The sequence below is a fragment of the Mitsuaria sp. GD03876 genome (assembly GCF_029840635.1).
Taxonomy (GTDB): domain Bacteria; phylum Pseudomonadota; class Gammaproteobacteria; order Burkholderiales; family Burkholderiaceae_C; genus Roseateles.
The window spans coordinates 90,371-110,186 of the sequence record NZ_JAOCCU010000012.1 but is presented as its reverse complement, the minus strand read 5'-3'; the positions used below and the strand labels follow the sequence as shown (position 1 = coordinate 110,186).

Here is a 19,816-nt window from a genome sequence, read left to right as displayed (position 1 = left end):
CCCGTTTCTTCTGATCGCCAGGAGCGCAAGATGGCAAAAGGCAAGTTTGAACGTACCAAGCCGCACGTGAACGTGGGCACGATTGGTCACGTTGACCACGGCAAGACGACGCTGACGGCGGCGATCGCCACGGTGCTGGCGTCGAAGTTCGGCGGCGAAGCCAAGGCCTACGACCAGATCGACGCGGCGCCCGAAGAGAAGGCGCGCGGCATCACGATCAACACGGCGCACGTGGAATACGAGACGGCCAACCGTCACTACGCGCACGTGGACTGCCCGGGGCACGCTGACTATGTGAAGAACATGATCACGGGCGCGGCGCAGATGGACGGCGCGATCCTGGTGTGCTCGGCCGCTGACGGCCCGATGCCCCAGACCCGCGAGCACATCCTGCTGGCGCGCCAGGTCGGCGTGAAGTACATCATCGTCTTCCTGAACAAGTGCGACATGGTGGACGACGCCGAGCTGCTGGAGCTGGTGGAGATGGAAGTCCGCGAGCTGCTGAGCAAGTACGACTTCCCGGGCGACGACACGCCGATCATCAAGGGTTCGGCCAAGCTGGCGCTGGAAGGCGACAAGGGCGAGCTGGGCGAAGGCGCGATCATGGCGCTGGCCGACGCGCTGGACACGTACATCCCGACGCCGGAGCGCGCGGTTGACGGTGCGTTCCTGCTGCCGGTGGAAGACGTGTTCTCGATCTCGGGCCGCGGCACCGTGGTGACCGGTCGCGTCGAGCGCGGCATCATCAAGGTCGGCGAGGAAATCGAGATCGTCGGTATCCGCGACGTGCAGAAGACCACCGTGACCGGCGTGGAAATGTTCCGCAAGCTGCTGGACCAGGGTCAAGCCGGCGACAACGTCGGTATCCTGCTGCGCGGCACCAAGCGTGAAGACGTCGAGCGCGGCCAGGTGCTGGCCAAGCCCGGCTCGATCAAGCCGCACACCCACTTCACTGCTGAGATCTACGTGCTGAGCAAGGAAGAGGGCGGCCGCCACACCCCGTTCTTCAACAACTACCGTCCCCAGTTCTACTTCCGCACGACGGACGTGACCGGTGCCGTGGAGCTGCCGAAGGACAAGGAAATGGTCATGCCGGGCGACAACGTCAGCATCACCGTGAAGCTGATCGCGCCGATCGCCATGGAAGAAGGTCTGCGCTTCGCCATCCGTGAAGGCGGTCGTACCGTCGGCTCGGGCGTCGTGGCGACGATCATCGAGTAATTCAAGTCAAAGGCCACAGGGGCATAGCTCAATTGGCAGAGCGTCGGTCTCCAAAACCGAAGGTTGGGGGTTCGAGACCCTCTGCCCCTGCCAACGATCAGCGATAGCGCGAACGTTGGTCCTGGTGGTCAAGGCAAGCCCGCGGGAGTCATCTCGGCGGGCTTTGCTGCTGGTGGGTTCGCCAGAAGTGTTTTCAGGCGAACAAATGCCGGGGTGGTGAGCCCCGGCACGGAAGTGAGTTCAATGTCCAATCCTCAAGTCGAAACCGTGACCACGGGCGCCGACAAGGTCAAGCTGGCCGGCGCCGTGCTGCTGCTGGTCGCGGCCATCGTGGCGTTCTACGCGCTGAGCAAGCAAGGTCCGTGGGTCCAGTGGGGCGCGCTGATCGCTTTGCTGGTCGCCGCGGTCGCCGCGTTCTTCACGTCGGAATCCGGCAAGTCGCTGATCGCCTACGGTCAGGATTCGATGAAGGAAGTGGGCAAGGTGGTCTGGCCGACCCGCAAGGAAGCCGGCCAGATGACGCTGTACGTGTTCGCGTTCGTCGTGGTGATGGCGCTGTTCCTGTGGCTCACCGACAAGACGCTGGAGTGGGTGCTGTACGACCTGGTGCTGGGTTGGAAGCGCTGAGCGGCAACGGATAGGGACCGAGATGAGCGAAGATCAAAACGTCGTTGCCACCGAGTCGACAGCCCCCGCGGGCCCGGCCAAGCGCTGGTATGTCGTGCACGCCTATTCCGGCATGGAAAAGGCGGTCGAGCGCAACCTGCGCGAGCGCATCGATCGCGCCGGCATGCAGGACAAGTTCGGCCGCATCCTGGTGCCGACCGAGGAAGTGGTCGAGCTGAAGAACGGCAAGAAGGCCGTCACCGAGCGTCGCTTCTTCCCCGGCTACGTGCTGGTCGAGATGGTGATGGACGACGACAGCTGGCACCTGGTCAAGCACACGTCGAAGGTCACCGGTTTCGTCGGTGGCGCGAAGAACCGCCCGGCGCCGATCTCGGAAGCCGAGGTCATGAAGATCGTCAACCAGATGCAAGAGGGCGTCGACAAGCCCAAGCCGAAGGTCGAATGGATCGTCGGCGAGATCGTCCGCGTCAAGGAAGGCCCGTTCACCGACTTCAACGGCAGCATCGAGGAAGTCAACTACGACAAGTCGAAGCTGCGCGTCTCGGTCACGATCTTCGGTCGCGCGACGCCCGTCGAGCTGGACTTCGCCCAGGTCGAGAAGGTCTGATCCAAGAGCCCGAAGGTGCTCGACGGCGACAGCCGGCGCAACCTTCCGTGACCAGTCCGCAACGAGAGGCGGACAAGAGGAGCAAGGGTAAGTCTCTGACCAGCCCCTTGCGTTAGCACTCAGGCGAAGCGGCGTGGCCGCCGCGGCGCCATCAGGAGAAATCATGGCCAAGAAGATTGTCGGCTACATCAAGCTGCAAATCCCGGCTGGCAAGGCGAACCCGTCGCCTCCGGTCGGTCCCGCGCTGGGTCAGCGTGGTCTGAACATCATGGAATTCTGCAAGGCGTTCAACGCCCAGACGCAGAGCTATGAGCCGGGCCTCAAGCTGCCCGTCGTGATCACCGCCTTCGCGGACAAGAGCTTCACCTTCATCATCAAGTCGCCCCCGGCGACCGTGCTGCTGAAGAAGGCTGCCAAGATCGAGAAGGGCTCGCAGCGCCCCCATCTGGACAAGGTCGGCAAGCTGACCCGCGCCCAGCTGGAAGAGATCGCCAAGACCAAGCAGAAGGACCTGACGGCCGCCGACATGGATGCCGCAGTCCGTACCATCGCCGGCTCCGCCCGTTCGATGGGCATCATCGTGGAAGGTGTCTGACATGGCCAAGCTGACCAAGCGTCAACAAGCCCTGCAGGGCAAGGTGGAAACGACCAAGCTGTACGCGTTGTCCGACGCGATCAACCTGGTCAAGGAATGCGCCACCGCCAAGTTCGATGAAGCCATTGACGTGTCGATCCAGCTGGGCGTCGACGCCAAGAAGTCGGACCAGGTGGTCCGTGGCGCCGTCGTGATGCCCAACGGCATCGGCAAGACCAAGCGCGTCGCCGTGTTCGCCCAAGGCGCCAAGGCTGAGGAAGCCAAGGCCGCCGGCGCCGACGTCGTCGGCATGGAAGACCTGGCCGAGCGCGTCAAGGCGGGCGACATGCCCTTCGACGTCGTGATCGCCTCGCCGGACACGATGCGTATCGTCGGTACCCTGGGTCAGATCCTGGGCCCGCGCGGCCTGATGCCGAACCCGAAGGTCGGCACCGTGACCCCGGACGTCGCCACCGCCGTCAAGAACGCCAAGGCTGGCCAGGTCCAGTTCCGCGTCGACAAGGCCGGCATCATCCACGGCACGATCGGCCGTCGCTCGTTCGACACCGACAAGCTGGAAGGCAACCTGCGCGCGCTGGTCGAAGCCCTGAACAAGGCCAAGCCGGCCTCGAGCAAGGGCATCTACCTGCGCAAGGTCGCCGTGTCGTCGACGATGGGCATCGGTGCCCGCGTGGACGTCGCGACGATCAACGCCGCGGCAGCCGCCTAAGGCGCATTCAATCGAGGTGTCGCGCGAGTCTGGCGCGATGCCGATGAATTGGTGGGCTGGCCGGAGCAATCCGGCCAGGTCATCCAAGACCGCTGGCGAGAGTCTCCGCATGTACTGGGCGGCTCGCTTAATCGATGGCTCCGGCCATCGGCCAGCGCAGATGGCGGTCCCGCTGAAAGGATTCGATTCGTGGTCATCCACGAGGGTTCCTGACAGAAGGTCGCTGATTCCGGTGCCCGAGAGGCGATGGTCCGCCATCGCGTCGAGGGCGAAATGTGAGGAGTAGACCTTGAGTCTCAATCGCAACGAGAAAGCAGCCGTCGTGTCCGACGTGGCAGCGCAAGCCGCCAAGTCCCAGACGCTGGCGCTGGCTGAGTACCGTGGCCTCACCGTTGAAGCCCTGAACAAGCTGCGCGTCGAAGCGCGGTCCAAGGGTGTGTACCTTCACGTGCTGAAGAACACCCTGGCCCGTCGCGCCGTCGCCGGCACCTCGTTCGAGGCTGCAACGGACGCCATGGTCGGCCCGCTGATCTACGGCTTTTCGGAAGACGCTGTCGCGGCTGCCAAAGTCATCGCTGACTTTGCCAAGACCAACGACAAGCTCGTCATCAAGGGTGGTGCCTACGGCGGCAAGGCTCTGGACGTCAACGGCGTGAAGGCGCTGGCGGCTGTCCCGACCAAGGAAGTCCTGCTGTCGCAGATCGCCGGCCTGCTCAAGTCGCCGGTGCAACGCACCGCGGCCGTGCTGGCTGCCCTGGCTCAGCAGAAGGGCGGCGGCGCCGAAGCCGCGGCCGAAGCTCCTGCCGCGGCCTGATCGACGACGCATCACTGCACAACTTATCTGTATTTAGGAACCCATCATGGCATTCGACAAAGACGCTTTCCTGGCTGCCCTGGACAGCATGACCGTTCTGGAACTGAACGACCTGGTCAAGGCGATTGAAGAGAAGTTCGGCGTGTCCGCCGCTTCGATGGCCGCTCCGGCCGCTGGTGGCGCCGCCGCCGGTGGCGCTGCCGCCGCCGAAGAGAAGACCGAGTTCAACGTCGTCCTGACGGACGCCGGCGCCAACAAGGTCTCGGTCATCAAGGCCGTTCGCGAAATCACCGGCCTGGGCCTGAAGGAAGCCAAGGACCTGGTCGACGGCGCTCCGAAGCCCGTCAAGGAAGGCATCGCCAAGGCCGACGCCGAAGCCGCCAAGAAGAAGCTGGAAGAAGCCGGCGCCAAGGTCGAACTCAAGTAAGACCTTGTTGGGATCGGATGACTCGTTCATCTGCTCCCGCACCGCGAGAGGGGTGGTCCGACAGGGCCTCCCCTTTCCTCGTTTCAGGGTATGCCCTGGGATGGTTTCGGTTGACAAAGAGCAATCGAAAGCATCGTGCTGTATCATGCACGGTTCTTTCGAGTGTTCTCTGATCCGACTGCAGAGAACGGTTTGGTCGGACCGCGGTCCAACCGTGCGTCATGCGTGGGGTGCAACGCCCTCGATGACGTCCGGTGCCCCGGGGTTGTCCGCCAGCGGTTGGTAGTGGCCAACCACCAAGCTTCGGGTGCAACGCCCGAACAGCCAGTCGCCGACGCAGCGCGCCTCACGGCCAGGGGCGCGCTCGACACGGAGTCTTTATGGCGCAAGCAACCCCCTACAGCTACACCGAGCGCAAGCGCATCCGCAAGAGCTTCGGCAAGCGCGTGAGCGTGCTCAACGTTCCGTACCTGCTGACGATGCAGAAGGAGTCGTATGTCGCCTTCCTGCAGAAGGACATCGCTCCCCTGAAGCGCAAGCCGGAAGGCCTGCAAGCGGCGTTCCTCTCCACCTTCCCGATCGTGTCGCACAACGGGTTCGTGGAAATGAAGTTCCTCGAATTCAACATCGCCAAGCCGCCGTTCGACGTGCGCGAATGCCAGCAGCGCGGCCTGACCTTCGCCGCCGCCGTGCGCGCGAAGCTGCAGATGATCATCTACGACCGGGAAAGCCCCCAGCCCAAGACGGTCAAGGAGATCAAGGAGCAAGAGGTCTACATGGGCGAAGTGCCGCTCATGACCGACTACGGCTCGTTCATCATCAACGGCACCGAGCGCGTCATCGTCTCGCAGCTGCACCGCTCGCCCGGCGTGTTCTTCGAGCACGACAAGGGCAAGACCCACTCGTCCGGCAAGCTGCTGTTCTCGGCCCGCATCATTCCGTATCGCGGCTCGTGGCTCGACTTCGAGTTCGACCCGAAGGACATCCTGTACTTCCGCGTCGACCGTCGCCGCAAGATGCCGGTCACGATCCTGCTCAAGGCCATCGGCCTGAATCCCGAGCAGATCCTGGCGCACTTCTTCGTCTTCGACAATTTCCGCCTGATGGACTCGGGCGCCCAGATGGAGTTCGTGGCCGAACGCCTGAAGGGTGAAGTCGCGCGCTTCGACATCACCGACAAGAGCGGCAACGTGCTGGTCGAGAAGGACAAGCGCATCACCGCCCGCCACGTGCGCCAGCTGGAGCAGTCCGGCACGCAGCACGTGACCGTGCCGGAAGACTTCCTGCTGGGCCGCGTCCTGGCCAAGAACATGGTCGACCCGGACACCGGCGAGATCATCGCGAAGGCCAACGACGAACTGACGGACTCGCTGCTGAAGAAGCTGCGCGCCGCCGGCGTCAAGGACATCCAGTGCCTGTTCACGAACGAACTGGACGAAGGCGCCTACATCAGCCAGACGCTGGCCTCGGACGAGACCGCCGACCAGCTGGCCGCGCGCGTGGCGATCTATCGCATGATGCGCCCCGGCGAGCCGCCGACGGAAGACGCCGTCGAGGCGCTGTTCAACCGCCTGTTCTACAGCGACGACACGTACGACCTGTCGCGCGTCGGCCGCATGAAATTCAACGCCCGCGTGGGCCGCGACATCCCGACCGGCGCGATGACGCTGTCCAACGAGGACATCCTGGACGTCGTCAAGATCCTGGTCGAGCTGCGCAATGGCCGCGGCGAGGTCGATGACATCGACCACCTGGGCAACCGTCGCGTCCGCTGCGTCGGCGAACTGGCCGAGAACCAGTACCGCTCGGGTCTGGCCCGTATCGAGAAGGCCGTCAAGGAACGTCTGGGCCAGGCCGAGACCGAAGCGCTGATGCCGCACGACCTGATCAACTCCAAGCCGATTTCCGCGGCGCTCAAGGAGTTCTTCGGCGCGTCGCAGCTGTCGCAGTTCATGGACCAGACCAACCCCCTGTCCGAGATCACGCACAAGCGTCGCGTCTCGGCCCTGGGCCCGGGCGGTCTGACCCGCGAGCGCGCCGGCTTCGAAGTCCGCGACGTGCACCCGACCCATTACGGCCGCGTCTGCCCGATCGAAACGCCGGAAGGCCCGAACATCGGCCTGATCAACTCGCTGGCGCTGTATGCGCGCCTGAACGAGTACGGCTTCCTGGAGACGCCGTACCGCCGCGTGGTGGACTCGAAGGTCACCGACCAGATCGACTACCTGTCGGCCATCGAGGAAGGCAAGTACGTGATCGCCCAGGCGAACGCGTCGCTGAACGAAGGCGGTCAACTGGTCGACGAGCTGGTCTCCGCGCGTGAGAACGGCGAATCGGTGCTGACCTCGCCCGAGCGCATCCAGTACATGGACGTGGCGCCGACGCAGATCGTGTCGGTGGCGGCGTCGCTGGTGCCGTTCCTGGAGCACGACGATGCGAACCGCGCGCTGATGGGCGCGAACATGCAGCGTCAGGCCGTTCCGACCCTGCGTCCGGAAAAGGCCTTCGTCGGCACGGGCGTCGAGCGCGTCGCGGCGAAGGACTCGGGCACGGTGGTGGCCGCGCGCCGCGGCGGCGTGGTCGACTACGTCGACACGAACCGCATCGTGATCCGCGTGAACGACGACGAGACCGTGGCCGGTGAAGTCGGTGTCGACATCTACAACCTGATCAAGTATCAGCGTAGCAACCAGAACACCAACATCCACCAGCGTCCGATCGTCAAGCGGGGCGACCGCGTCGCCGCGGAAGACATCATCGCGGACGGTGCGTCGACCGACCTGGGCGAACTGGCGCTGGGCCAGAACATGCTGGTCGCGTTCATGCCGTGGAACGGCTACAACTTCGAAGACTCGATCCTGATCTCCGAACGCGTGGTGGCCGAAGACCGCTACACCTCGATCCACATCGAGGAGCTGGTGGTCATGGCGCGTGACACGAAGCTGGGCAGCGAGGAAATCACCCGCGACATCCCGAACCTGAGCGAACAGCAACTGGCTCGCCTGGACGAATCCGGCATCGTGTACATCGGTGCCGAGGTGAACCCGGGCGACGTGCTGGTCGGCAAGGTCACGCCCAAGGGCGAGACCACGCTGACGCCGGAAGAGAAGCTGCTGCGCGCGATCTTCGGCGAGAAGGCCTCGGACGTGAAGGACACGTCGCTGCGCGTGGACCAGGGCACCAACGGCACCGTCATCGACGTCCAGGTGTTCACCCGCGAAGGCATCCAGCGCGACAAGCGCGCCCAGCAGATCATCGACGACGAGCTCAAGCGCTTCCGCCTGGACCTGAACGACCAGCTGCGCATCGTGGAAGCCGACGCGTTCGACCGCGTCGAGAAGCTCCTGGTGAACAAGGTCGCCAACGGCGGTCCGAAGAAGATCACCAAGGGCACCGTCATCTCGAAGGACTACCTGGCCGAGGTCGAGAAGTTCCACTGGTTCGACGTCCGTCCCGCCGAGGACGACATCGCCAACCAGCTGGAGTCGATCAAGAACTCGCTGGAGCAGACCCGTCACAGCTTCGACCTCGCCTACGACGAGAAGCGCAAGAAGCTGACGCAGGGCGACGAGCTGCCGGCCGGCGTGCTGAAGATGGTCAAGGTGTACCTGGCCGTCAAGCGCCGCCTGCAACCGGGCGACAAGATGGCCGGCCGTCACGGCAACAAGGGCGTCGTGTCCAAGATCACCCCGATCGAGGACATGCCCTACATGGCCGACGGCACGCCCGCCGACATCGTGCTGAACCCGCTGGGCGTCCCGTCGCGGATGAACGTGGGCCAGGTGCTGGAAGTCCATCTGGGCTGGGCCGGCAAGGGCATCGGCCAGCGCATCGGCGACATGCTGCAACGCGAGGCCCGCGTGGCCGAGCTGCGCGACTTCATGGACCAGCTGTTCAACCAGAACGGCGGCAAGTCCGAGGAGCTGGCGCAACTGAGCGATGACGAGATCCTCGGCATGGCCCAGAACCTGCAGCACGGCGCGACCTTCGCGACCCCCGTCTTCGACGGCGCGAAGGAAAGCGAGATCCGCGCGATGCTGAAGCTGGCCTACCCGGACGACGTCGCGGCGAAGAAGGGCCTCACGCCCACCCGCACGCAGGCCTTCCTGTATGACGGCCGCACCGGCGAGCAGTTCGAGCGTCCGACGACGATCGGCTACATGCACGTGCTGAAGCTGCATCACCTGGTCGACGACAAGATGCATGCCCGCTCCACCGGCCCGTACTCGCTCGTCACCCAGCAGCCGCTGGGCGGCAAGGCGCAGTTCGGCGGCCAGCGTTTCGGCGAGATGGAAGTGTGGGCGCTGGAAGCCTACGGCGCTTCGTACATCCTGCAGGAAATGCTGACGGTGAAGTCCGACGACGTGAACGGCCGTACGAAGGTGTACGAGTCCATCGTCAAGGGCGAGCACTCGATCGAAGCCGGCATGCCCGAGTCGTTCAATGTGCTGGTGAAGGAAATCCGTTCGCTGGGCATCGACATCGAGCTCGAGCGCAACTAAAGGGAACAGGAGAATCGTATGAAGGGTTTGTTGGACCTGTTCAAGCAATTCACGCCGGACGAGCATTTCGACGCGATCAAGATCGGGCTGGCCTCGCCCGAGAAGATCCGCTCGTGGTCGTTCGGTGAAGTGAAGAAGCCCGAGACCATCAACTACCGGACGTTCAAGCCGGAACGCGATGGTCTGTTCTGCGCCAAGATCTTCGGCCCGATCAAGGACTACGAGTGCCTGTGCGGCAAGTACAAGCGCCTGAAGCACCGTGGCGTGATCTGCGAGAAGTGCGGCGTCGAAGTCACCCAGACCAAGGTGCGCCGCGAGCGCATGGGCCACATCGAGCTGGCCGCGCCTTGCGCGCACATCTGGTTCCTGAAGTCGCTGCCGTCGCGCCTGGGCCTGGTGCTCGACATGACGCTGCGCGACATCGAGCGCGTGCTGTACTTCGAGGCGTATGTCGTCGTCGACCCGGGCATGACCCCGCTGAAGAAGTTCAGCATCATGTCCGAGGACGACTACGACGCGAAGCGCGTCGAGTACGGTGACGAGTTCATCGCGCTGATGGGCGCCGAAGGCATCCAGAAGCTGCTGGCGGAAATGGATCTCGATGTCGAGATCGACCGCCTGCGCAACGACATGACCGGCTCCGAGCTGAAGATCAAGAAGAACTCCAAGCGCCTGAAGGTGATGGAGGCCTTCAAGCGCTCGGGCATCAAGCCGAACTGGATGGTGCTGGAAGTGCTGCCGGTGCTGCCGCCGGACCTGCGTCCGCTGGTGCCGCTGGACGGCGGCCGCTTCGCGACGTCGGACCTGAACGACCTGTACCGCCGCGTCATCAACCGCAACAACCGCCTGGCCCGCCTGCTCGAGCTGAAGGCCCCTGAGATCATCGTGCGCAACGAAAAGCGCATGCTGCAGGAAGCCGTCGACTCGCTGCTGGACAACGGCCGCCGCGGCAAGGCCATGACCGGCGCGAACAAGCGCGCGCTGAAGTCGCTGGCCGACATGATCAAGGGCAAGAGCGGCCGCTTCCGGCAAAACCTGCTGGGCAAGCGCGTCGACTACTCGGGCCGTTCGGTCATCACCGTGGGCCCGACGCTCAAGCTGCACCAGTGCGGCCTGCCCAAGCTGATGGCGCTGGAGCTGTTCAAGCCCTTCATCTTCTCGCGCCTGGAAGCGATGGGCATCGCGACCACGATCAAGGCCGCGAAGAAGGAAGTCGAGAGCGGCACCCCCGTCGTCTGGGACATCCTGGAAGAGGTCATCAAGGAGCACCCGGTCCTGCTGAACCGCGCGCCGACGCTGCACCGCCTGGGCATCCAGGCGTTCGAGCCGGTGCTGATCGAAGGCAAGGCGATCCAGCTGCACCCGCTGGTCTGCGCGGCGTTCAACGCCGACTTCGACGGTGACCAGATGGCCGTCCACGTGCCGCTGTCGATCGAAGCGCAGATGGAAGCCCGCGTGCTGATGCTGGCCTCGAACAACGTGCTGTTCCCGGCCTCGGGCGAGCCGTCGATCGTGCCGTCGCAGGACGTGGTGCTGGGTCTGTACTACGCGACCCGCGAGCGCACCAACGGCAAGGGCGAGGGCATGGTCTTCACGGACATCCCCGAGATGATCCGCGCGCTGGAGAACGGCGCGGTGGAGATCACCGCCAAGATCAGCGTGCGCCTGACCGAGTACGCCAAGGACAAGGACACCGGCGAATGGGTCCCCGAGACCAAGCTGGTGGACACGACCGTCGGCCGTGCGCTGCTGTCCGAGATCCTGCCCAAGGGCCTGCCGTTCTCGAACATCAACAAGGCGCTGAAGAAGAAGGAAATCTCGCGCCTGATCAACACGTCCTTCCGCAAGTGCGGCCTGAAGGAAACCGTGGTGCTGGCGGACAAGCTGCTGCAGTCCGGTTTCAAGCTGGCCACGCGCGCGGGCATCTCGATCGCCATCGACGACATGCTCGTGCCCAAGCAGAAGGCCGAGTTGATCGACCGCGCCGAGAAGGAAGTCAAGGAGATCGAGCAGCAGTACATCTCGGGTCTCGTGACCGCCGGCGAGCGCTACAACAAGGTGGTCGACATCTGGGGCAAGACCGGTGACGAGGTCGGCAAGGTCATGATGTCGCAGCTGTCGAAGGAGAAGATCCTCGACCGCAACGGCAAGGAAGTCGAGCAGGAGTCGTTCAACTCGATCTACATGATGGCCGACTCGGGCGCGCGGGGTTCCGCGGCGCAGATTCGCCAGCTGGCCGGCATGCGCGGCCTGATGGCGAAGCCGGACGGCTCGATCATCGAGACGCCGATCACGGCGAACTTCCGCGAAGGCCTGAACGTTCTGCAGTACTTCATCTCCACCCACGGTGCCCGTAAGGGCCTGGCGGACACGGCGCTGAAGACCGCGAACTCCGGCTACCTGACGCGTCGCCTGGTCGACGTGACGCAGGACCTGGTCGTGACCGAGTCCGATTGCGGCACCGACAACGGCATCAACATGCGCGCCCTGGTGGAAGGCGGTGAGGTGATCGAGTCGCTGCGCGACCGCATCCTGGGTCGCGTCGCCGCGATCGACGTCGTGCATCCGGAGACGCAGGCCACCCTGCTGGTCGCCGGCAACATGCTCGACGAGGACACGCTGGACGTGCTGGAAGCCGCCGGCGTCGACGAGGTCAAGGTCCGCACCCCGCTGACCTGCGGCACGCGCTTCGGCCTGTGCGCGAAGTGCTACGGCCGCGACCTGGGCCGTGGCGGCATGGTCAACACCGGTGAGGCCGTGGGCGTGATCGCCGCGCAGTCGATCGGCGAGCCGGGCACGCAGCTGACGATGCGGACGTTCCACATCGGCGGCGCGGCCTCGCGCGCGGCGGTGGCCTCGAGCGTCGAAGCCAAGTCGGACGGCATCATCGGCTTCAACGCCACGATGCGCTATGTCACGAACGGCAAGGGCGAACTGGTGGTGATCTCGCGTTCCGGCGAAATCATCATCACCGACCCGCACGGCCGCGAGCGCGAGCGTCACAAGGTGCCGTACGGCGCCCTGCTGAACATCAAGGCCGACCAGACCATCAAGGCCGGCACGATCCTGGCGACCTGGGACCCGCTGACCCGCCCGATCATCACGGAATTCGCCGGCCAGGCGAAGTTCGAGAACGTCGAGGAAGGTGTCACCGTGGCCAAGCAGGTCGACGAGGTGACGGGCCTGTCCACGCTGGTCGTGATCGACCCGAAGCGCCGCGGCGCCGCCAAGGTCGTCCGCCCGCAGGTCAAGCTGCTGGACGCCAACGGCCAGGAAGTGAAGATCCCCGGCACCGACCACTCGGTGACGATCGGCTTCCAGGTCGGCGCGCTGATCCAGATCCGCGACGGCCAGGAACTGGCGCCCGGTGAAGTCCTCGCCCGTATCCCGGTGGAAGGCCAGAAGACCCGTGACATCACCGGCGGTCTGCCGCGTGTGGCCGAGCTCTTCGAAGCCCGTTCGCCCAAGGATGCCGGCTTCCTGGCGGAACAGACCGGCACGGTCTCGTTCGGCAAGGAGACCAAGGGCAAGGTCCGCCTCGAGATCACCGATCCGGAAGGCCGCAAGCACGAACTGCTGGTGCCCAAGGAAAAGAACATCCTGGTGCACGAAGGCCAGGTGGTGAACCGCGGCGAACTGGTGGTCGACGGTCCGGCGGATCCGCAGGACATCCTGCGCCTGCTGGGCATCGAGGAACTGGCGCGCTACATCGTCGACGAGGTGCAGGACGTCTATCGACTCCAGGGCGTGAAGATCAACGACAAGCACATCGAGGTGATCGTTCGCCAGATGCTGCGTCGCGTGCAGATCACGAACCCGGGCGATTCGTCCTACATCGCCGGCGAGCAGGTCGAGCGTTCGGAGCTGCTGGACACCAACGATCGCCTGCGCGGCGAGGGCAAGATGATCGCCACGCACGCCGACGTGCTGCTGGGCATCACGAAGGCCTCGCTGTCGACGGACTCGTTCATCTCGGCGGCGTCGTTCCAGGAAACGACCCGCGTGCTGACCGAAGCCGCGATCATGGGCAAGCGCGACGAACTCCGCGGTCTGAAGGAGAACGTCATCGTGGGTCGCCTGATCCCGGCCGGTACCGGCATGGCCTTCCACCAGGCGCGCCGCGCCAAGGAAGAGATGGACGACGCCGAGCGCCGTTCCATCGCCATCCAGGAAGCCGAGGAAATGGCGGCGGTGCAGCTGTCCGCGCTGGACGCGGCGAGCGACGCCGGCACGGCCGAGTAAGCCTCAGCGCCACGCCGAGCCCTTCGGGGCTCGTCCGAAAGGCTGCCGACCCGACCAGGGCGGCAGCCTTTTTCTTTGTGCTCGTGGAATCAGGCGGCTGGCGGCGCGTTCAGCTTCAGCCAGGCGGTCGGCGACAGGATCGGCAAGCCGAGCTTGGCGGCGCGCTTGGCCACCTTGAGCACGGCGCGGTCGCGCGAGATCAGCCAGGTCGGCTGCGCCGCGGCCAGCGAGAGGCCCAGATCGATGAATTTCTGGTCGTCCGGGTCGCTGCAGCGCGGCCGGGCGATGCCGAGGACCGGTTCGGCGACGAAGCGGCAGTGCCGCTCGAAGGCGGCGTGCACGCGCGCCACGTCCGGTCGATAGCTGGCCGCCACGCCCCGTCCGATGACATGGAGCAGCTCCGCCTTCATCGCGTCGGTCGCGGTCCAAAGTAAGTGCCGGCTCTCAACGGCGGCGATGAGTGGCCGAAGGCTTTGCTCGTCGAACACCAGCCAGTCCATCACGACCTGCGTGTCCAGGATCACGATCGGCGTCGGCGGTCCGGCGTTGTCGGAAAGCTGCGCAGGGGCGGGGGAATCAGCGTCTTGCATAGGGTCCGGCAGCATAGCGCCTTGTGCGATTTCATCGAACTCGCCTACAATCGCCGGCTCTCCAGCATGTCTTGATGCGTCCCGAGGCCAGGTTTCGAACCGGTCGCGGGGTTGATTCGAGCGTGGTGCCGCAAGGCGCTGCGCTTTTGTCGCTTGTGGAACGCCTCGATCTCACGCGGTTCCGCGAGGCCAAGGCCGGCTGGGGTTGTGACTTCAAACGGGAACAAGTTACTTATGCCAACCATCAATCAGCTCGTTCGCCACGGTCGTGAGACCGAGGTGACGAAATCCAAGTCGCCGGCCATGCAGTCGTGCCCGCAACGTCGTGGCGTCTGCACCCGCGTGTACACCACCACCCCGAAGAAGCCGAACTCGGCGCTTCGTAAGGTCGCCAAGGTGCGCCTGACCAACGGTTTCGAGGTCATCTCGTACATCGGCGGTGAAGGCCACAACCTGCAGGAACACAGCGTCGTGCTGGTCCGCGGCGGCCGGGTCAAGGACTTGCCGGGTGTGCGTTACCACATCGTGCGCGGTTCGCTGGACCTGCAGGGCGTCAAGGATCGCAAGCAGTCGCGTTCCAAGTACGGCGCGAAGCGCCCGAAGAAGGCTTAATCAAGCCAGGTCTTGGTGACCGAGCGGTCACTGAATTTTTGCGGTTCAGGTGCGTGTGCACCGACAACCGAGTAAGTGGATCCCCCAGATGTCGGTGGAGATCCGCGGCGGGGCGAGAGCCCTGACCAACTGAAGCATTGAAGGAAGAATCCCATGCCACGTCGTCGCGAAGTACCCAAGCGCGAGATCCTGCCGGACCCGAAGTTCGGTAGCGTTGATCTGTCCAAGTTCATGAACGTCATCATGGAATCGGGCAAGAAGGCCGTTGCAGAGCGCATCATTTACGGCGCCCTGGAGCAAGTCGAGCAGAAGTCCGGCAAGGATCCGCTCGAGATCTTCATGATCGCGATCAACAACGTGAAGCCCATGGTCGAAGTGAAGTCCCGTCGCGTTGGCGGTGCGAACTACCAAGTTCCCGTGGAAGTTCGCCCCGTCCGCCGTCTGGCCCTCGCCATGCGCTGGCTGAAGGAATCCGCGCGCAAGCGCGGTGAGAAGTCGATGGCCCAACGTCTGGCCAACGAACTGCTGGAGGCCTCGGAAGGCCGTGGTGGCGCGATGAAGAAGCGCGACGAAGTCCACCGCATGGCAGACGCCAACAAGGCGTTCTCGCACTTCCGCTTCTAATCAAGACCTCTCTGGCCGCCTCGGGTTATTACTGACCCGATGGCGGCTCCATGCATTTGGAGTGACACCATGTCCCGCAAGACCCCCATCGAGCGCTACCGCAACATCGGTATCTCGGCGCACATCGATGCCGGTAAGACCACGACGACCGAACGCATCCTCTACTACACCGGTGTGAACCACAAGATCGGTGAAGTGCACGACGGCGCCGCCACGATGGACTGGATGGAGCAGGAGCAAGAGCGCGGCATCACGATCACGTCGGCCGCGACGACCTGCTTCTGGAAGGGCATGGACATGTCCTACCCCGAGCACCGCTTCAACATCATCGACACCCCCGGACACGTCGACTTCACCATCGAGGTGGAGCGTTCGATGCGCGTCCTGGACGGCGCCTGCATGGTCTATTGCGCCGTGGGTGGCGTGCAGCCCCAGTCGGAAACCGTCTGGCGCCAGGCCAACAAGTACAAGGTGCCGCGTCTGGCCTTCGTGAACAAGATGGACCGTACCGGTGCCAACTTCTTCAAGGTCGTCGACCAGATGAAGACCCGCCTGAAGGCCAACCCGGTGCCCGTGGTGATCCCCATCGGCGCGGAAGAAGACTTCAAGGGCGTGGTGGACCTCTTCAAGATGAAGGCCATCATCTGGGACGAGGCGTCCCAGGGCATGAAGTTCACCTTCGAAGACATCCCCGCCGACCTGGTCGAAGTGGCCCAGGAATGGCGCGAGAAGATGGTCGAGGCTGCCGCCGAAGCCACCGAAGAGCTGATGAACAAGTACCTCGAGACGGGCGACCTGACCGAGGAAGAGATCAAGCTGGCGATCCGCAAGCGCACCATCGCGACCGAGATCCAGCCGATGCTGTGCGGCACCGCCTTCAAGAACAAGGGCGTGCAGCGCATGCTGGACGCCGTCATCGACTTCCTGCCGTCGCCGCTGGACATCCCGCCGGTCGCGGGCACGGACGAAGACGACCAGCCGATCACGCGTCAGCGCACCGACGACGAGAAGTTCTCGGCGCTGGCCTTCAAGCTGATGACCGACCCGTATGTCGGCCAGCTGACCTTCGTGCGGGTGTACTCGGGCGTGCTGCAGTCGGGCGCGACCGTCTACAACCCGGTGCGCGGCAAGAAGGAGCGCATCGGCCGGATCCTGCAGATGCACGCCAACCAGCGTGAAGAAATCAAGGAAATTCTGGCGGGCGACATCGCGGCCTGCGTGGGCCTGAAGGACGTCACCACGGGCGAAACCCTGTGCGACCCCGACAGCATCATCACGCTGGAACGCATGGTCTTCCCGGAGCCGGTGATCTCGCAGGCTGTCGAGCCCAAGACCAAGGCCGACCAGGAAAAGATGGGCATCGCGCTGGGCCGCCTGGCTGCCGAGGATCCGTCCTTCCGTCTGCGCACCGACGAAGAGTCTGGCCAGACCATCATTTCCGGCATGGGCGAACTCCACCTGGAAATCATCGTCGACCGCATGAAGCGCGAGTTCGGCGTTGAAGCCAACGTCGGCAAGCCGCAGGTCGCCTACCGCGAAACGGTCCGCAAGTCGGTCACCGACGTCGAAGGCAAGTTCGTGCGTCAGTCCGGCGGCAAGGGCCAGTACGGTCACGTCGTGTTCTCGCTGGAACCGCAAGAAGCCGGCAAGGGCTTCGAGTTCGTCGACGCCATCAAGGGCGGCGTGGTGCCGCGCGAGTTCATCCCCGCGGTCGAGAAGGGCGTCATCGACAGCCTGCCCAACGGCGTGCTGGCCGGCTACCCGGTCGTGGACGTGAAGGTCACGCTGACCTTCGGTTCGTACCACGACGTGGACTCGAACGAAAACGCGTTCAAGATGGCTGCGTCGATGGGCTTCAAGGAAGCCTGCCGTCGCGCCAGCCCGGTCATCCTCGAGCCGATGATGGCCGTGGAAGTCGAAACGCCGGAAGACTATGCTGGTACGGTGATGGGCGACCTGTCCAGCCGTCGCGGCATGGTGCAGGGCATGGACGACATGGTCGGCGGCGGCAAGATCATCAAGGCGGAAGTGCCGCTGTCCGAGATGTTCGGCTACTCGACCTCGCTGCGTTCCGCCACCCAAGGCCGTGCGACGTACACGATGGAGTTCAAGCACTACAGCGAAGCTCCGAAGAACGTCGCCGACGCGATCATCACCGCTCGCGCGAAGTGATGCACTGAGCCGGCGCTTCCGAGTGCCGGCTCGTTTCGTTTTCGATCATCGAATCGTCTTCGCAGCCTTTCCTCCCGGTTGCCGGTCGCCGGGGAATCAGGATGCTGCGGAAACGCTAAACCAACAGACCGGACAGATGCTCTTTTTGGAGAATTGAAATGGCAAAGGGTAAGTTTGAACGTACCAAGCCGCACGTGAACGTGGGCACGATTGGTCACGTTGACCACGGCAAGACGACGCTGACGGCGGCGATCGCCACGGTGCTGGCGTCGAAGTTCGGCGGCGAAGCCAAGGCCTACGACCAGATCGACGCGGCGCCCGAAGAGAAGGCGCGCGGCATCACGATCAACACGGCGCACGTGGAATACGAGACGGCCAACCGTCACTACGCGCACGTGGACTGCCCGGGGCACGCTGACTATGTGAAGAACATGATCACGGGCGCGGCGCAGATGGACGGCGCGATCCTGGTGTGCTCGGCCGCTGACGGCCCGATGCCCCAGACCCGCGAGCACATCCTGCTGGCGCGCCAGGTCGGCGTGAAGTACATCATCGTCTTCCTGAACAAGTGCGACATGGTGGACGACGCCGAGCTGCTGGAGCTGGTGGAGATGGAAGTCCGCGAGCTGCTGAGCAAGTACGACTTCCCGGGCGACGACACGCCGATCATCAAGGGTTCGGCCAAGCTGGCGCTGGAAGGCGACAAGGGCGAGCTGGGCGAAGGCGCGATCATGGCGCTGGCCGACGCGCTGGACACGTACATCCCGACGCCGGAGCGCGCGGTTGACGGTGCGTTCCTGCTGCCGGTGGAAGACGTGTTCTCGATCTCGGGCCGCGGCACCGTGGTGACCGGTCGCGTCGAGCGCGGCATCATCAAGGTCGGCGAGGAAATCGAGATCGTCGGTATCCGCGACGTGCAGAAGACCACCGTGACCGGCGTGGAAATGTTCCGCAAGCTGCTGGACCAGGGTCAAGCCGGCGACAACGTCGGTATCCTGCTGCGCGGCACCAAGCGTGAAGACGTCGAGCGCGGCCAGGTGCTGGCCAAGCCCGGCTCGATCAAGCCGCACACCCACTTCACTGCTGAGATCTACGTGCTGAGCAAGGAAGAGGGCGGCCGCCACACCCCGTTCTTCAACAACTACCGTCCCCAGTTCTACTTCCGCACGACGGACGTGACCGGTGCCGTGGAGCTGCCGAAGGACAAGGAAATGGTCATGCCGGGCGACAACGTCAGCATCACCGTGAAGCTGATCGCGCCGATCGCCATGGAAGAAGGTCTGCGCTTCGCCATCCGTGAAGGCGGTCGTACCGTCGGCTCGGGCGTCGTGGCCACCATCATCGAGTAAATCTTCTGCTGGTACCCGTCGGGTATCGCTGAAGGCGTCGTCTCGCTCCGGCGGGGCGACGCGCTCGAGACTCGGCGGCGCCATCGCTGCCTCCGCAATGCCTGAAACATTGCGTCGCTCTTTGAAGGAAAAGTCATGTCTACCAAGCAAAAGATCCGCATCCGGCTGAAGGCCTTCGATTACAAGCTGATCGACCAATCGGCCCTCGAGATCGTGGACACCGCCAAGCGCACCGGCGCGATCGTCAAGGGCCCCGTGCCCCTGCCGACCCGCAAGGAACGTTTCGACATCCTGCGTTCGCCGCACGTCAACAAGACCTCGCGCGACCAGTTTGAAATCCGCACTCACCAGCGTCTGATGGACATCGTCGATCCGACCGACAAGACGGTCGACGCGCTGATGAAGCTGGACCTGCCGGCCGGCGTGGACGTCGAGATCAAGCTGCAGTGATGCGGCTGTGGCGCCGGAGTTTTCCGGCCGCTGCCTGAAAGGCGACCTTCGGGTCGCCTTTTTCATTGCCGAATGCCCGGCGAGCCCCGGCTCACGTGGGCGGGCGGCATCGCGCCGCTTGCGGCCTTATCAGGGTTGGCGCTATACTCGCCAGCTTTTCCGCGCCGGGACTCCCTGGTGCGGTTTCGTTGCATCGCGCGAGCGGAGGGGTTGGGGCCTTTACTCCTGTCCTCTCAAGCACGCGGTGCTCTTGTCGGCCCGGCCAATCGATGTCG

At 64.3% G+C, this 19,816-nt stretch carries 15 protein-coding genes and 1 tRNA gene; 15 read left to right on the top strand and 1 reads right to left on the bottom strand.

Annotation, left to right across the window (positions count from 1 at the left end; genetic code table 11):
- Positions 1 to 30: 30 nt before the first annotated feature.
- From tuf (N5D62_RS09960) to rpoC, 10 genes are all read left to right on the top strand, one after another.
- The gene (gene tuf, locus N5D62_RS09960; RefSeq protein ID WP_279757542.1) at positions 31 to 1,221 is read left to right on the top strand and encodes an elongation factor Tu; all 1,191 of its coding nucleotides are present in this window, start codon (positions 31 to 33) and stop codon (positions 1,219 to 1,221) included.
- Between the two features lie 17 nt (positions 1,222 to 1,238).
- Positions 1,239 to 1,314: transfer RNA gene (locus N5D62_RS09955), tRNA-Trp, on the top strand.
- Positions 1,315 to 1,464: 150 nt separating this feature from the next.
- Positions 1,465 to 1,848, top strand: a complete 384-nt coding sequence (gene secE / locus N5D62_RS09950; protein ID WP_279757549.1) for a preprotein translocase subunit SecE — start codon at positions 1,465 to 1,467, stop codon at positions 1,846 to 1,848.
- A 22-nt stretch (positions 1,849 to 1,870) separates the two neighbouring features.
- Positions 1,871 to 2,455: a transcription termination/antitermination protein NusG gene (gene nusG / locus N5D62_RS09945; protein ID WP_091731642.1), complete on the top strand. Its 585-nt coding sequence runs from the start codon at positions 1,871 to 1,873 to the stop codon at positions 2,453 to 2,455.
- A 163-nt stretch (positions 2,456 to 2,618) separates the two neighbouring features.
- Positions 2,619 to 3,050, top strand: coding sequence for a 50S ribosomal protein L11 (gene rplK / locus N5D62_RS09940; RefSeq protein WP_279757548.1), 432 nt, complete (start codon positions 2,619 to 2,621; stop codon positions 3,048 to 3,050).
- 1 nt (position 3,051) lies between these two features.
- Positions 3,052 to 3,759 (top strand): 50S ribosomal protein L1, encoded by a 708-nt coding sequence (gene rplA / locus N5D62_RS09935; protein WP_279757547.1) that lies wholly within the window; start codon positions 3,052 to 3,054, stop codon positions 3,757 to 3,759.
- A gap of 289 nt (positions 3,760 to 4,048) precedes the next feature.
- Entirely contained in the window at positions 4,049 to 4,573 is a 525-nt protein-coding gene (gene rplJ / locus N5D62_RS09930; protein ID WP_279757546.1) for a 50S ribosomal protein L10, read from the top strand.
- Between the two features lie 46 nt (positions 4,574 to 4,619).
- Complete coding sequence (gene rplL / locus N5D62_RS09925; protein ID WP_091728117.1) at positions 4,620 to 5,000, top strand: 50S ribosomal protein L7/L12; 381 nt, start codon at positions 4,620 to 4,622, stop codon at positions 4,998 to 5,000.
- A gap of 380 nt (positions 5,001 to 5,380) precedes the next feature.
- Positions 5,381 to 9,502 (top strand): DNA-directed RNA polymerase subunit beta, encoded by a 4,122-nt coding sequence (rpoB, locus tag N5D62_RS09920; protein ID WP_279757545.1) that lies wholly within the window; start codon positions 5,381 to 5,383, stop codon positions 9,500 to 9,502.
- Positions 9,503 to 9,520: 18 nt separating this feature from the next.
- Positions 9,521 to 13,744, top strand: coding sequence for a DNA-directed RNA polymerase subunit beta' (gene rpoC / locus N5D62_RS09915; RefSeq protein ID WP_279757544.1), 4,224 nt, complete (start codon positions 9,521 to 9,523; stop codon positions 13,742 to 13,744).
- Positions 13,745 to 13,833: 89 nt separating this feature from the next.
- Here the strand turns inward: rpoC and N5D62_RS09910 are convergent, their stop codons facing one another.
- Positions 13,834 to 14,268: a PIN domain-containing protein gene (locus tag N5D62_RS09910; RefSeq protein ID WP_279757585.1), complete on the bottom strand. Its 435-nt coding sequence runs from the start codon at positions 14,266 to 14,268 to the stop codon at positions 13,834 to 13,836.
- Positions 14,269 to 14,568: 300 nt separating this feature from the next.
- Between N5D62_RS09910 and rpsL the strand changes: the two genes are divergently transcribed.
- The 5 genes from rpsL (at position 14,569) to rpsJ (ending at position 19,541) form a co-directional block, all read left to right on the top strand.
- Positions 14,569 to 14,946, top strand: a complete 378-nt coding sequence (gene rpsL / locus N5D62_RS09905; protein ID WP_058933591.1) for a 30S ribosomal protein S12 — start codon at positions 14,569 to 14,571, stop codon at positions 14,944 to 14,946.
- 153 nt (positions 14,947 to 15,099) lie between these two features.
- A complete protein-coding gene (gene rpsG / locus N5D62_RS09900; protein WP_067070490.1) occupies positions 15,100 to 15,570 on the top strand; it encodes a 30S ribosomal protein S7 in 471 nt (156 codons plus the stop codon).
- Between the two features lie 69 nt (positions 15,571 to 15,639).
- A complete protein-coding gene (fusA, locus tag N5D62_RS09895) occupies positions 15,640 to 17,742 on the top strand; it encodes an elongation factor G (RefSeq protein WP_279757543.1) in 2,103 nt (700 codons plus the stop codon).
- A 158-nt stretch (positions 17,743 to 17,900) separates the two neighbouring features.
- Complete coding sequence (tuf, locus tag N5D62_RS09890; RefSeq protein WP_279757542.1) at positions 17,901 to 19,091, top strand: elongation factor Tu; 1,191 nt, start codon at positions 17,901 to 17,903, stop codon at positions 19,089 to 19,091.
- A 135-nt stretch (positions 19,092 to 19,226) separates the two neighbouring features.
- Positions 19,227 to 19,541, top strand: a complete 315-nt coding sequence (gene rpsJ, locus N5D62_RS09885) for a 30S ribosomal protein S10 (RefSeq protein ID WP_067065169.1) — start codon at positions 19,227 to 19,229, stop codon at positions 19,539 to 19,541.
- The last annotated feature ends 275 nt before the right edge of the window (positions 19,542 to 19,816 follow it).

Coding starts and splice junctions, on each gene's coding strand:
- tuf (WP_279757542.1), top strand. CDS start 31: ATGGCAAAAGGCAAGTTTGAACGTACCAAGCCGCACGTGAACGTGGGC.
- secE (WP_279757549.1), top strand. CDS start 1,465: ATGTCCAATCCTCAAGTCGAAACCGTGACCACGGGCGCCGACAAGGTC.
- nusG (WP_091731642.1), top strand. CDS start 1,871: ATGAGCGAAGATCAAAACGTCGTTGCCACCGAGTCGACAGCCCCCGCG.
- rplK (WP_279757548.1), top strand. CDS start 2,619: ATGGCCAAGAAGATTGTCGGCTACATCAAGCTGCAAATCCCGGCTGGC.
- rplA (WP_279757547.1), top strand. CDS start 3,052: ATGGCCAAGCTGACCAAGCGTCAACAAGCCCTGCAGGGCAAGGTGGAA.
- rplL (WP_091728117.1), top strand. CDS start 4,620: ATGGCATTCGACAAAGACGCTTTCCTGGCTGCCCTGGACAGCATGACC.
- rpoB (WP_279757545.1), top strand. CDS start 5,381: ATGGCGCAAGCAACCCCCTACAGCTACACCGAGCGCAAGCGCATCCGC.
- rpoC (WP_279757544.1), top strand. CDS start 9,521: ATGAAGGGTTTGTTGGACCTGTTCAAGCAATTCACGCCGGACGAGCAT.
- rpsL (WP_058933591.1), top strand. CDS start 14,569: ATGCCAACCATCAATCAGCTCGTTCGCCACGGTCGTGAGACCGAGGTG.
- rpsG (WP_067070490.1), top strand. CDS start 15,100: ATGCCACGTCGTCGCGAAGTACCCAAGCGCGAGATCCTGCCGGACCCG.
- fusA (WP_279757543.1), top strand. CDS start 15,640: ATGTCCCGCAAGACCCCCATCGAGCGCTACCGCAACATCGGTATCTCG.
- tuf (WP_279757542.1), top strand. CDS start 17,901: ATGGCAAAGGGTAAGTTTGAACGTACCAAGCCGCACGTGAACGTGGGC.
- rpsJ (WP_067065169.1), top strand. CDS start 19,227: ATGTCTACCAAGCAAAAGATCCGCATCCGGCTGAAGGCCTTCGATTAC.